Origin of the sequence: Paenibacillus sp. FSL R5-0914, from assembly GCF_038004525.1 — a bacterium.
In the GTDB taxonomy this organism is placed as follows: domain Bacteria; phylum Bacillota; class Bacilli; order Paenibacillales; family Paenibacillaceae; genus Paenibacillus_AQ.
In genome coordinates this window covers 3387331-3401578 of sequence record NZ_JBBORH010000001.1, presented here as the reverse complement: position 1 = coordinate 3401578, position 14248 = coordinate 3387331, and the positions used below count along the sequence as shown (strand labels likewise).

General features: G+C 39.4%; 10 protein-coding genes. 3 read left to right on the top strand and 7 right to left on the bottom strand.

The genetic code is table 11. The annotated features are described in order from the left end of the window. Positions 1-40 precede the first annotated feature (40 nt). Positions 41-1087, top strand: a complete 1047-nt coding sequence (locus MKX60_RS14995) for a DUF418 domain-containing protein (RefSeq protein ID WP_341060204.1) — start codon at positions 41-43, stop codon at positions 1085-1087. A 131-nt stretch (positions 1088-1218) separates the two neighbouring features. Here MKX60_RS14995 and MKX60_RS14990 read toward each other — a convergent pair whose 3' ends face one another. Together MKX60_RS14990 and MKX60_RS14985 are read right to left on the bottom strand one after the other, a co-directional pair. Beyond that, positions 1219-2859: an alkaline phosphatase gene (locus tag MKX60_RS14990; protein ID WP_341060203.1), complete on the bottom strand. Its 1641-nt coding sequence runs from the start codon at positions 2857-2859 to the stop codon at positions 1219-1221. Between the two features lie 172 nt (positions 2860-3031). Next, complete coding sequence (locus tag MKX60_RS14985) at positions 3032-3406, bottom strand: hypothetical protein (protein ID WP_060622951.1); 375 nt, start codon at positions 3404-3406, stop codon at positions 3032-3034. 193 nt (positions 3407-3599) lie between these two features. Here MKX60_RS14985 and MKX60_RS14980 point away from each other — a divergent pair, with 193 nt between their 5' ends. After that, the gene (locus MKX60_RS14980; RefSeq protein ID WP_341060202.1) at positions 3600-4406 is read left to right on the top strand and encodes a M23 family metallopeptidase; all 807 of its coding nucleotides are present in this window, start codon (positions 3600-3602) and stop codon (positions 4404-4406) included. A gap of 282 nt (positions 4407-4688) precedes the next feature. On the opposite strand, the gene MKX60_RS14975 is transcribed toward MKX60_RS14980, so the two are convergent. From MKX60_RS14975 to MKX60_RS14965, 3 genes are read right to left on the bottom strand one after another with little or no spacing between them, the layout of a single operon-like run. Next, positions 4689-5825: a glycoside hydrolase family 18 protein gene (locus MKX60_RS14975; RefSeq protein WP_341060312.1), complete on the bottom strand. Its 1137-nt coding sequence runs from the start codon at positions 5823-5825 to the stop codon at positions 4689-4691. A 4-nt stretch (positions 5826-5829) separates the two neighbouring features. Next, positions 5830-6930, bottom strand: coding sequence for an acyltransferase (locus MKX60_RS14970; protein ID WP_341060201.1), 1101 nt, complete (start codon positions 6928-6930; stop codon positions 5830-5832). Between the two features lie 44 nt (positions 6931-6974). Then, positions 6975-8300 carry a glycosyltransferase gene (locus MKX60_RS14965; protein WP_341060200.1) on the bottom strand — a complete coding sequence of 442 codons (1326 nt, stop codon included), beginning with the start codon at positions 8298-8300 and terminating at the stop codon, positions 6975-6977. A 722-nt stretch (positions 8301-9022) separates the two neighbouring features. Here MKX60_RS14965 and MKX60_RS14960 point away from each other — a divergent pair. Next, the gene (locus MKX60_RS14960) at positions 9023-10312 is read left to right on the top strand and encodes a lytic polysaccharide monooxygenase (RefSeq protein ID WP_445670761.1); all 1290 of its coding nucleotides are present in this window, start codon (positions 9023-9025) and stop codon (positions 10310-10312) included. Between the two features lie 376 nt (positions 10313-10688). On the opposite strand, the gene MKX60_RS14955 is transcribed toward MKX60_RS14960, so the two are convergent. Continuing rightward, positions 10689-12524: a hypothetical protein gene (locus MKX60_RS14955; protein WP_340971150.1), complete on the bottom strand. Its 1836-nt coding sequence runs from the start codon at positions 12522-12524 to the stop codon at positions 10689-10691. Positions 12525-12662: 138 nt separating this feature from the next. Continuing rightward, positions 12663-14231, bottom strand: a complete 1569-nt coding sequence (locus tag MKX60_RS14950; RefSeq protein ID WP_341060198.1) for a response regulator — start codon at positions 14229-14231, stop codon at positions 12663-12665. Between the last annotated feature and the right edge of the window lie 17 nt (positions 14232-14248).

Below are 14248 nucleotides of genomic sequence, written 5' to 3'. Positions count from 1 at the left end.
CTTCTAAGCAAATGAAACTATTTTCAAAGGAGAACTATTAATGAATCCCTCGATTTCACAAAAAGAAAGAATCATTTCACTCGACATCATTCGCGGACTTGCTCTTTTTGGCATTCTGCTGATAAATGTTGGAGCCTTTAAAGTTATTATGGAAGGTAATCCCTTACCAGACTATAGTGGCATTAATGGAATCATCCATACTTTGATAATCATCTTCGTACAAAAAAAGTTCTTTTCTATTTTTTCATTCCTATTTGGTGTAGGTCTATACATTTTCGCCTCAAGAGCCGAAAGCCGGGGAGATAAACCTAGATGGCGTATGGCTAGACGTTTACTGATCCTCTTGCTGCTGGGAATCATTCATGTGTTTATCTTTTGGGGAACCATTCTACCCGTATACGCCATTATCGGATTGTTTCTGATCCCTTTTTATCACACAACGGTTTCTACACTTAAAAAGTGGTTTATGGGTATGACATCCATTTACATCATTTCCTTGATGGTAAAAATATTTTCACCCTCTCAAGGGGCAGTCTCATCTATCCTTGATATTTTTTCTAATGACGCTATGCAAATCTTTATTATGTTTTTAGCCGGTTTTTTAACTGCAAAGTCAGGTTGGCTGACACATATACAAGAATTATCAAAACCAATTAGATGGATTCAAATGGCATCATTTCTTTTGTTCGTTGGTTTCTCATTATGGATTTGGAACGCTTCTCAAAGCGGGAGCAGCAATGTAGATTCAGTTACGGGCTTAGGATCACTTCCAACCACTTTGTTTTACTTAACAACATTATTTCTATTATTAGAAAACAAACAAATGGTGAAATTCCTGACACCCATATCACGGGTGGGTCAAATGGCATTTACAAATTATGTAGCTCAAAGCATTATAGGGACGGCAATCATTTCAACGATAGGTCTCGAAGTCGTTTCACCCAAAGATATTCTCTACATCGCTGTTCTGATTTATATTATTCAAATCATTTGTAGTACCATCTGGTTCAAGTTCTTTTCCATGGGACCTTTAGAAAAGCTTTGGCGCTTGATGACCTATGGAACAAAGCCTCCAACAAAACGATAAAAGCTTCGCTTTCCTCCTCTCAATTCAAGTCGAAATTTCTTTTCTCAACCCAAAAACCCCTTATAAAAAGGGGTTCTCAAGTTTAAGCGCTTTAACTTTTAGGCGACAGATCACAACATGAACTGTAATAATCAGAGAATCAAGTCTAATGCATCCTGTGAAACCCACACTTTATCTTTAATCATTACTGTCAGTACATTGAGTTTCGTTGTTTTGCCATCCAGAATGGCGATGTTTTTATCTATAGGCAGCTTGAGAACTTGGCCTGCTTTTTTCACTACAACCACCGGATTAGTCTTATCGGTCTTGTCTAGGGTGATCGTAGCTCCTTTGGCCTTGAATTTATCACTGGATACGTACAGTGTATCCTGAAGTTGCGCCAGATTGAGTCCGGTCACTTCTTGAATATACTTATTCACATCCGTATTCTGGATTACACCGCTGTTCACGAAATCGGTCGGTTTATAATTAGCCGGATGGTAGGCGAACAATCCAACCTCTTCCGATGTGTGATCATCCGTAGAGAAGGTTACGCCTATCTTATTCCCCAAGATTTTACCGATGACCGGCGAAAGGTTATCTTTCATTCCTAATCTGACTTGATCCGCTTCTTCTTTGGTTAAATCACTAAGTCCATAATTATCCGCTAGGACCTTTTTGAAATTGTGCTCATTAATACTGCCTTCAATGTAATAACTGGTGTGTTTCGCTTTCTTCAATACGGAGACTAGGTCTTTGGTGGAATCATAGTTCGTCATATTGAGCCCGCCAGTAGCATGATCCGAAACGGACAAGACTGCTGTATTTCCGTCTTTTTCTGCAAAGTCAACAGCGGCTTTAAAGGCTTTATCAAACGCTAATGTCTCACTCATAATCCCCACCGGATCGTTATCATGACCATACCAGTCAATCTGGCTTGCTTCGACCATCAGAATAAAACCATTATCGTTCTGCGACAACTTCTCTATCGCTACTTTGGTCATTTCAGCAAGGCTCGGTTGCTTTTGCGGGTTCAGATCAAAATCAGCATCCAGTGCTTCAGGGTTGAACAGACCCCAGATTTTATTCGTTTTAGAATTCATTAAACCTGCTTTATCCGTTACGTATTCATACCCATTTGATTTCAGGATTTTGGTTAAATCTTCTCCGTCCTTACGGTTAATGTCTTCTTTGCCGGGTACCAAATACCCGGACCCACCCCCGAGAAGAACATCTACGCCACTGTAGACCATCTGTTCTGCTATAGACTGCGCATTGTCACGCGTGTATGCATGACTTAAAAATGTAGCCGGCGTCGCATCCGTTAATTCACAAGTAAATACCGTTCCTGTACTTTTCCCTGCCATTCTCGCTGCATCCATAATGGTAGGCAGAGGTTTGTTCACGTCCTCTGGCTTAACTGCACCCACAAACGGCATCGTTATTCGGTCGGGTAGTATGGATACGGTCTCACTCTTAACCTTATGTCCTGTGGCATAAGCCGTAGCTCCCGCAGCGGAATCTGTGGTCAGTGAATCCGTAGAATAGGTTCTCACCAGCCCACTGAAATACTTATCCATCGCAAGCGCCTGACCTCCCTGATACCATCTGGCCAAGTTCACATCGGATAAGCTCATCCCATCCGTAATAAACAGGATCACGTTCTTGACCGATTTGTTGGTAGGAGCATCAGAGTTATTGGCGCCACTGGCGTAGGTCGTTCCGTTGCCTGCTGCAAGCAGACTACAAACCATAACGGTACTGCAAATTCTCCCGATAACCTTTTTGCGCATTTGAATCCTCCTCTAGCAGATTTTGTTAAGTACGTTACTAGTTTAAAGGAGGATTGTTTGCGGGACAGCACCTATTCTCTTGTTATATATTAAATTCTATGCATATTTTGTCTTGACCTGTGCTACTGATAATTGCAAAAAAAAGGGCGCCCTAGGGGCACCCTTTGCATTATTATTGTCTTATTACGAGGATATCTCGAGGCGCTCTACCAGTACTTTGAATTTGGGAAATTTCGGAGCTTGTAAGGATACGGCCTACCAATATAAACGAAGATGTGACATTGTTAAAGTTAAAATTATTCAAGTTCGCTACGTTTTGGCTGCCACGGAACACACGGAACGATCCCTGAAAGTTAATGCGTGAAAATAGTACAAGCGTTACTTGAGAGCTCTCCACAACATTTCTGAGTCGGAAACTCGAAAGAACGTTGTTAAACCGAAACGCTCCAAGATCACGAACCGCAACTCCTCCACGTCTGAATCGAATCCGGCGATTGGTAAAATTAGTACCCGACCATAGAGCAAGACGTACATCACTGTTGGCCAACTAAATCAACTCCTTCTCTGAGATTGATTTAGTCTATTACCAACTTCAAAGAACGGTACAAGACAAATATAGTTGTACAAATGTTTGTTTTTCAGATTTCCCTGCGGTGATATTATCCAAAATAGCAGTCGAAGTGATTTTCCAGTTATATTCGTCTAACTACTATATACTTTCTTATACGTTAGGAGCGAATATGAAAAGAATAATTCAAGCATTCGGGTATTTAGGTAGTACAATTTTAGCTGCAGCATTACTGTCATGGATCTGCGTATTATTTATTAATGGCTTACCTGGTGTCTATGCATGGATGGCACTTAAATTAATCATCCCAATGCTAGGTTTCGTAGGAGTATTATTAAATATCTTTTTAATATTAGTTTCTATTATCAAGAAGAAAAGAATTTCCGATAAATGGATGCCTCTCGTTTTATGTACTGTATTAGCTTCACATTTCCTCCTGACCATGAATATTATACAGTTGGTATATCCTGTACGTATAATCAACGTCCACCCTTCAGTCACAGTTAAATGGCCATTTTCTGAGCAAACAGTTGTTGGCTGGGGTGGTGATTCCACCGACAATAATCTGCCTCATGCCACTTGGCCTTCGGAACGTTGGGCCTATGATTTAGTCATGGAACCCTATAATACAGAAAGTACTAATCTGGAAGATTACGGAATTTGGAAGCAAAAGGTACTATCACCGGTATCTGGAACGGTTATTGCAGCTTTTGACGATGAATCTGATATTGTGCCAGGTACTGAAAAATTCATTTCCATGGAAGGAAATCACGTTTATCTCAGGATTGATGCGACGGGAACCTACTTATTACTTAATCACCTCAAACAAGATAGTGTTACCGTTGCAGTTGGAGATCACGTCAATGCCGGTGAAGTGCTTGGACATGTAGGAAATAGTGGTTCCACATCAGAACCCCACCTGCATATTCATCATCAGCGCCAAGACCCAACCCAAACCCTTTTGCCTATTCTAGCATAAGGACTGCCGTTATACTTTGAAGATACAAATGCAAAGGCTATGCCGTTAAAAGGAACAGAAGTCACGCCAATGCGCAATGAACCATGATCTGGTGAAGAGTGAAGCTGTCTTTCGGAGGAGTTACCGTAGGAGGAATGGACAGCTTTAACAACGATGATGTTCAGCAAAGATGCGGACGACTTCGGGCATAGACTTCAAATCAGCTTTAGGATAGCTAAAGAAAGAAAACACAAAAAAGAGGAATAAGCCTCTTCAGACTATTCCTCTTCTATTTAGCACTTGCTACTTATTCAGATTATCAGATAAGTACTTAACAATGCCGTCGTCAGAGTCTTGAGAATACTCCCACACCATGACACCAGCCAGTTTTTTATCTTTGATATATTTAACTTTTGCCTGCAAGGCCTCTTTATCTTCATACGTAATAAAAGTATCACCATCATATAAATAGGCCGTCTTCGCTGTATCGTCAAAGTATCGTTTAAATCCATCTTGGATCATATATTTTTCTTTTATCGTCTTGTAGCTTAAATCTACTTTGTCGATATTGATAGGTTTACCCAGTAAAAATGAGGCCTTCTTATTCACATCACTTTTAACATTCTCCCATCCGTAGGAATAAGCTGGAATACCTAGGAGAAGCTTGCTCGGATCAACATCACGATCTAAATATAAATGAATAATACGATCCACGCTGGTTTTGCTCTTTTTATGCTTATCTATAAATAAATTCGAATTATACCCTGTTGTATCTGACCAAGCTCCAGTCAAGTCATAGCTCATGACATTAATGAAATCCACATACTTTTCTACTTTTTTAACTTCAACGTTTTTGAAGAACCACTCTTCATTCCCTGCAGCAAAGGTTAAATAGTAATTTTTATTTTTACGCGGGAGTCTATCCAATTTTTCATCAAGTTCCTTCATTAGACTAGTAAAGTTCTTGGTATCCTCAGGTCGGGCTTTAGTCGTATTCCAGGAATCAAAGGCTGGATATTCCCAGTCTATATCGATCCCATCTAAATCTAACTCCTTAACCATTGCGATCATACTCTCAGTAAAGGAGTACCGGTTTTCATCCAATGAAGCATCGGAGAATCCGTCCGCTTTATACCCACCAACACCAAGTATGAAACTCGTTTTTTTATTATTTTCTTGCAGTTTCTTTATATTTTCTTTAATGATCTCATTTTTAGCAGGGTCTAGATCAAAATATACATTGGTTTTATTAATTTTGGCAAAGGCGAGAATAGCAATATCAATGTTTTTGTCTTTTAGCTTAAGATCTTTAAAATCTTTCCATAACGGTATGTACACGGAGGTTATTTTTTTGTCTGAATCATTGAGATTGTAATAGTAAATTCCCATGCCTATAGCTAATATAGCCAGGAAGACTTTTGTATATATACTTATTTTCATCATGTTAACTTCTTCCCCCAAATAATACATGTGTAATATATTTATTTAGATTTAAGACTTTAACCGTGATATAGCTAATTAAGAATACAATAATGACATTAAAAGCAAGGTTAAATATGGATTGGAGTATAGTAGCTTGTATTTCTGCTCTTCTGGATACCAATATTTCAACTAACAAATGAATTAAGTAGATACTAAAGCTAGCCTTGGAAATGGAGCTGATTATTTTTTTGACTTTGTAATTTAACTTCTCGCTAATCGCGGTTTCTTTTTCTTTAAAATAGATAAACGTTCCAATAGCCATAAAAAATGTCGTGAGTGAATAGTTGCCATAGAACATTTCATCTAACACACCACTGTACAAGGAAGAAAAATAGGTCGCTAATGGCGTAACAAAAAAGGATATAATGCCTAAATTAAAGAAAAGATTTTTGGCTTTCATCGATATCGTATAGTTAAAGAGATAATATCCCAGGATAAAATATCCTAGATAACCCATAAAAAAAGGTATATTAGTTATAGGAATATTGATATATTCGGAGGTCAATCTGAATACAAGATCGGAGATGAATTTATAAACCATACTTATCAGGAACCAGATCAGTAGATAATATTTCAAATCCTTTTCACTGCACACTTTTACCAGCTTACTAATTAATGGAACTGTTATATAGATCGCAATAATCGCGTATAGAAACCATAAATGTATATAATTTTTATCAAAGATTAAACCGTACGAAAAATGAATGAAAAAATCATAAACGCCCATGCTGCTTTTTTGAATAAAATATTGGGTGTAAACGGCATAAATGAGTGACCAGCTAACTAAGGAAATGATTAAAGGAAGTACTTTTTTAATATAAAACTGCCGATATGATTTCACTTCCACTCTAAGGATCATTGCACCACTTATCATAAAAAACACTGGCACAGCAAATCTGGATATCGAATTAAAAAAGTTGCTAATCCACCAAGAGGTTGTATTGAAATCATTTGTCCTTGTAAGTAAGTCTGCAGTGTAGTGTAGAATGATGACGGCTATGATGGACATTATTCTTAATACATCTATAAATATGATTCGTTTATCTTTCAATATATGATTCATAAATACCTCCCGATGAATAGTTTGCTGATAGTTACAATAGGAGACTAGCTGATACTTGAAACACCTTTTCTCTCAACGAATCCCCAGCCCTCGTCATTATCAAAGTATTTAAATGTGCCTACGATATTCATATAAAGCAGCAGATTTCGATAGGTTAGTAATTCAACTTGACTAAACAAAAACATCCTAAAATAATCTTTAACTGAATAATTGCTGCCATATTTTTTGCATAAATAGAGAGAAATCCCGATTTGCAGCGCATTAATGACAATAACAGACAACAAGAGAATAAAAGCCTTAAATAAATTTGTACCTAGAAAGAGCGATTGTATAAGATAAAAAACGCTTGTAAATGCTGTTAATGTACCTAGAACAAAACCATCAATAGCAAAAAAGAGACTGACGCCAACGCTAAACTTTCGCGATAATTTAGACCAATAGATTAATATGCAATCTACAAAAGCTTTTTGCCAGCGTATTCTTTGTTTATAAAAGTTACTTAAGTTTTCTGGGCATTCCGTGTAGCATACGGCTTCTGGCGCGTAGACGAGCTTCTTATTCAAGTTATTCGCTTTAATGAACTCGTGAATTTTTAAGGTAATATCAATATCTTCGCCTACAGTACTTCTAAACCCGTTAACGTCCACCAATATACTCTTATAAAAAGCACCAAATGCGCCTGAAATAACGACAATTGAATTAAAAACCGATTGTGTTAGTTTTCTAACATAAAATCCATGGATGTAGCTGATAACTTGGCTTTTTATAATACCTTTACCAGTAAATTTATCTTGGATAACTCCGTTCCTTTTCTCAGCGCCCTGTACGATCTTTACCGTGCCACCTAAGGCGATGATCTTATCATCTTGAAAATATTGATTTACATATTTAAGAGAGTTTATTTCCAGCATGCTATCTGCATCCAGCGTGATAACAACATCAGAATTCGCACAATCGATGCCGGCGTTAAGAGAATCTGCCTTTCCGCCATTTAATTTATCAATTACAAATATTTTTTCATATTTCTCCGAAAAATAAATTCCTTTTATAGCAGCGTATGAAAGCTTACCCTCTGCCTCTCTATCACTTATCGATAAATCCAAAAGCTCATTTAATTTTTGAAACGTCTTATCCTTTGAACCATCATTAATAATGATGACTTCATAATTACAGTAATTTAGGCCCTCCATTGCATCTATGCAATTCTTAATAGTGAGCTCCTCGTTATAAGCAGGAACTAAAACGGAAATCGATTTTTCATCACAATCGTTATTCAACTTCTTAACTTTACTGAAAAATAAAGGGATGACTGTGTAAAGAGTTTGAAACCCAATAAAAATGAAGGTTAACAAATAAAAAAAGTATTGCATCTCCTCACTCCTTTTTATCTATCTAAAGCTTATAATTCTATGAATTGAACTGTTCTCCAGACAGTTAATCCCACACTAATTTCAATCACTTACATCCTTTGTTAGTAATTCCAACTAATAATAGTAAATAAAACCAAAAATAACAACCTTTGAAAGCGTTGTTATTGTAATTTTCTGAATAATATATAGTTTCCCTCTTTATTTTACATACAGGAGTTTTCATTTTTCATCACAAAAAAAGAAGAAAACAAAATAAAAAGAGAGATAAATTAAGAAAATGGTATATTAATCGTTTGATCATAATTTAAAATGAATCTTTCAAATTCCAAGATTTATATGGAAAGATAGGGGGAATGTAGATCAGGTTCCGAGGAAGTCATTTCATACTAAAAAACAGCTTATTCTTTTCTCATTTTATCCTAATTATGGTAGACAATTACCATTTATTTGCATATAATCACTGTGGTGTTATAACAATTGTTATCATTCAATGAATTTAGCCCTACGCACCTTTTTCACTTACCTTTCATGTCGATATATGAGCTCTTTGTGAGTTTATATAAATACGTTCAACAAAGAAAGGAGTTGTAATTGAGACAAGACGTTCGGTTCTGAATGTAACATTCGTTCGTAGTGCATATTTCAAAAAAAGGAGGAATAAAATGTCATTCATTCGCATTTCTCATTCACCTTCGGCAAAGTTTCTAGCTTATGGAAGTATCATGTTGATTTTTTCATTGGTTATAATGTTATTCCCGGAAAGGTCCTTTTCTCACGGCTATGTTGAAGGACCTGCTAGCCGGGCAGCACTCTGTAAATCCGGACAAAATACAGATTGTGGCCCGATTGTTTATGAGCCCCAAAGTCTAGAGGCCCCTAAGGGGTTCCCTGCTGCAGGGCCAGCAGACGGGAAGATTGCAAGTGCTAACGGAGCTTTTCCTAAGCTTGATGAACAATCGGCAACACGCTGGTCTAAAGTCAACATATCTGCTGGACAAAATACATTCACTTGGAAACTGACTGCCGCTCATTCGACGGCAAGCTGGAAATACTATATTACAAAGCCCAACTGGAATCCTAACTCCGCTCTTACTCGGGATTCATTCGACCTTACTCCTTTCTGTTCGGTGAACTATGGAGGTGTTCAGCCACCCTTCTCTTACTCAGACACTTGTAACGTTCCAGAACGTAGTGGATATCACGTCATCTTGGCTGTGTGGGAAGTCGCAGATACTCCGAACGCCTTCTATAATGTCATTGATGTCAACTTTAGCGGCAGCAACCCGGTAGATACCCAAGCGCCTTCCGCGCCAGCAGCTTTGACGTCAACTGCAAAAACATCCAGCAGCGTTTCCTTAGCCTGGACCGCATCCACGGACAATACCGGTGTGACAGAGTACCAAGTATTTAACGGATCTACTTTGGTCGCTGCCGTATCCGGCACAACATTAAATTACACCGTTTCGGGATTAACCGCGAATACTGCCTATACCTTTAGTGTCAAGGCAAGAGACGCTGCTGGCAATATCTCAAATGGAAGCAATTCCGTCAGTGTTACTACCGATGCACCCGTCGGTAATGACACGCAAGCACCGACAGCCCCCGGCGGCTTACATGTTATGGGGACCCCAACATCATCCAGCATTCAGTTAATGTGGACTCCGTCAACGGATAATGTTGGTGTTACAGGCTACCGTATTTATAGAGGAACGACATTAATCACCACTGTACCTGGCTCCACAACGGATTATACAGTAACAGGTCTTAGTGCAGGCACAACATATACGTTCAATGTATATGCCTTCGACGCCGCAGACAATCAATCAGTGGCCAGCACCATCAATGGAACAACCGCGACAGCGTCTACAACCCCAGCTTGGGCACCTAATACCTCTTACACAGTCGGTGCGTTGGTAACCTATAATGGTTCTGTGTATGAATGTCGTCAAGCCCATACATCGCTAACCAGTTGGGAGCCTGCCAATTCCCCGGCGTTATGGTTGTTGAAGTAATGATGTTAAAAGCATAGAATACCTAAATCTTAAAAAACCACGAGATACAGTGAAACTGTACTTCGTGGTTTTTTACTGTTTCGATCATATCGTTCAATTACCTTTTCACAAATTTTGGTACTCGTACATGGCCGACAATTTTCATGATAAACTAACGTTAAATATTAACTTACCTCATTACAACTGCTGGCTGGGCTTAGTAATATTTCCATATTAAAATCGGAGGGAATACATGAAAACATTTGTACTCAAATGGAACCAATTGAGCCTGGTAAAACAAATACACTCGGAACGGTTACGGTGAGATTGACATAGCTTCCTACAGCATCCATAACCCCTACAGCCTTCAATCCGGAGGCATAGTACTTGTTTACAATCAGCGCGCCTCCACCAACGGTTCAACGGTTCCGGTTTCCATCTCCACATGGATAGGCTTTAAAGTTACCTCAAGATAGTCAAGGTCTGCTGTGTAGAGGTCATTGGAATCCTTTTGGATTTTAATTTTGTTGGTCCCCGCTTGCAGGTTTACCGTTCCGACGCCAGATACTTTCTTCCATGAGGAGGCAGACTGGTCCCATCCAGCATTTGTCTTGGGGAATGATGCCTGGAACTTGTAAATTCCATTTACATAGACGCTTTGGGCGGCATCCGCCCCCGATCCGTTCGCATAGGCAATATCCAGTATATAGTCTCCGGCTACAGGCACATCTATTGTAACTTCCGCGAAACTCCCTACACTGTTCATAACGGCCACAGCTTTTCCAAAGGATGCATAATTCTTATTGGCGGCAATTGGCCCATTCAATTGACCATTTTCAAATTCATAGTGCTTCCCGGATGTCCCATTCAACACTTGAACTTTCCCAGAGCCTGTAACATTAGCAGCGGAAGTATTGGCGACCAAATTGCCTTTATAATATACGTTGTCAAATCTTACATAATATTTATCACTAAGATAGCCTCCAGTGGTTTTATCAAAGTATACATTCTTCAGGTTGAAATTTTTATTGGAGGATACATTCAGGTCAAAATACAGCAAGTTGTCCCTAGTCGAACCCGGCTCGGTATAGAGATTTTCGATCGTAAAATTATCGATATTGTCCTGAATTTTACCCCATATGCTTCCCAGTACATTTGTTTGTTTTATGGCATAGAAGTTAGTAATGCGAACAGTTCCAATCGAGCTGGTATCCTCGCCCGGCTTAGTTCCCTCAATCCCCTGAGCGAAGATGGCTGAAGTTTGAGCAATGCCGGCATGTTCGGGGAAATAAGCAATGTAATTATCGATCGTTACATTATCGGTTTTGCCCCACCAGCCAATGACAAGATTATTATCACCGGATACACTGAAGAAATTCTTAACATCTACCCCATTATTTCCACCAAGCGATAAACCGTCAGAGCATCTAGCATCGCTAATAACTTTAACATTGTCTATGGACACATTGTCCGTATTGCGTACAACCAGTTGATGGATCAGATTGTCGTTAAAATTTCGTACCAGGATGAAATCCCGCAACTCGACATTGTTGGATTTATAGAATACCATGTTGTTTTCAAACTCTGATTCATTCGGATTCACACCTGTATCATAGGCAACAACAATTCCTGGGCCCAGAATTTTTAGGTTGGAATTGTTAGCGGTATCAATTCTGGCATGCAGAACAGCTCCCGGCATGAGGAAAATCGTCTGATTGTCCTGCATCGTGAGTTCATTATTAGCGGGATAATGCGCCCCTGCTTGATAGACGGTTGCACCGGCAGGAGGCGCCGCTACAGGCGGATCCCCGAACAAGAAAAGCTCTTTATTCGGATCGTTGTCGATCTGAATAATAATTTTGCTTTTTTTATAATCGTTTAACGTGAACTGAAGCTGGTTGGCCGCCGGTTTAGTATACGTTATTCCGTATTGGGAAGGCATAATATTAGCTGATGTGAAATTGGACTTGTACTGTACCTTAACAGTCACCGTACCCGTGAATGCGAAGCTGGTAACTGCTTTGGGGGTAGCGGCCATTCCCGGTGCAGTCCATACGGGTGATGAAGTGTTTTCGACCCACACCTGAAAATCGCTGTTTGAAGCGAGACTTGCCGGAAACGGATAGACTGTACTAGTTCCTGCTGCTTCGGCATGCCGGACATAACCGACTGTAAACGCTACCAAAAAAGATAAAAAAAACATCCAATAAAACCTATTCTTAGCCCAAGTCATTTTTTCTCCTCCTCTAAACTTGTGTTGTAGGGGACTACAATCTGAATATTAGCAACACTGCCTGTAAAAAAGAATGGAAAATTTCAAGAAAGCGTGCCATATTTATTGAAATCGCATTTATTGTTGTTAAAAATAAACCTACATGTGGAATATGCTTTTTTCTTTATATTCCTTAGGTGTAATTCCCACATTTTTCTTAAATACCTTGCTGAAATACTTCTCATCATTGAATCCGGTTTTGGTTGCGACCTCGTACACTTTGAACTGGGGATCTATTAGGTATTCCATTGCCTTGTTTATTCTGACATTCACAATATAATCGGTTAAGGATATGCCCTCCTCCTTTTTGAACAATACACTGAAGTAGGAAGGATTCATGGAAACCTGATTTGCCAGCATATCGAGATTGATTACCTTGTGGAAATTCTTCTGGATGAATAGTTTGACAAGCGCAATTGATTTATTGTCTCCTGATTTTGTTCCTTCTTTATGGTCATAGGTACTTATCAATACTAAAGTATCAATAAAGCGCTTATTGGCCGCCGGTAAAGAAGTACATTCCTCCAGTTCCTCCACGAATTGATAGATGTTATTAGCCATAAAAACACCGGCCTTTTCGGAACCGTTTATACCGGACCCCACCTGTATAAGCAAGCTGCAAAGCTTGTCCTGGTATTCCTTCACCGTTACCATTCCTTTTATACTTGTCTCATTGCACCTCTGATTGATGAAGACTTCCAGCCTCCCGGTGTCCATCATTCTGAGCATGGATATCATTTGGGTAATATCAGATTCGTTAAAGTGCAACCTGTCAGCGAGTTTAGGCAGTTCATCTGCAAAATAAATATTCCCTTCGCCGTATACCAATTTTTCCATGAAGGCGGCTTTGGCCTGCCTAAACAGCGTGTACAGAGGCACAGATTTACTGCTAATACCGCTGACTCCCCAGTTTACTCGAAGCCCTTTTTCCCGGAGATATTCATTTATTTCGTTTAAGGAGGCTCGAAGTTCTCTCAAACCGTCTCCTTTTTTTATGTTGATGATAGAGATCACACTGTTTTTCACATGCGGAACAGACAGTACCTGAGGAAACATTGCCACCAGCTTACTGCCGAGCATAGTTGCAGGGAGAATACTTCCCTGTCCGGCATCTGAAAAAAGTTGCAGGTGGGTAAACTGTGCATATAAAATGATGAAATGCGGGCAAGGCATTTCAATCCTTCGTTCGGATAAAAACATTTGAAAGACCTCATCGCTCCCACCAGCGCTTAGCAGCATATCTTTAAGCATATTCCCATCTGTCTCGGAGAGGCTCCCAGGAGGCAGTTCTTCCGTTCCCTTTTCCTGGTCCAGATCGTCCAAAGCCCTCTTCAGGGCAGCCTCCAGATCCTGTCTCTTGATCGGTTTGAGCAAATACTCGGTAACCTTAAAACGAATAGCTTCCCTGGCATATTCAAATTCACTGTAGCCGCTGAAAATAATAACCCGGCTATCAGCACCTATATCCCTTATTTTTTTAAGAAATTCAATACCGTCCATATGAGGCATTTGAATATCGACTATAATAATATCCGGCTTGTGTTTCTCATATATTGCCAAAGCTTGGACTCCATTTTCGGCTTCCACCACTTCCCTGAACGAGAACCCAAGATCGTCGATAATCACTCGCAACCCTTTTCTAATGATGTTCTCATCATCTACGATCAATAATGAATACACGTTCA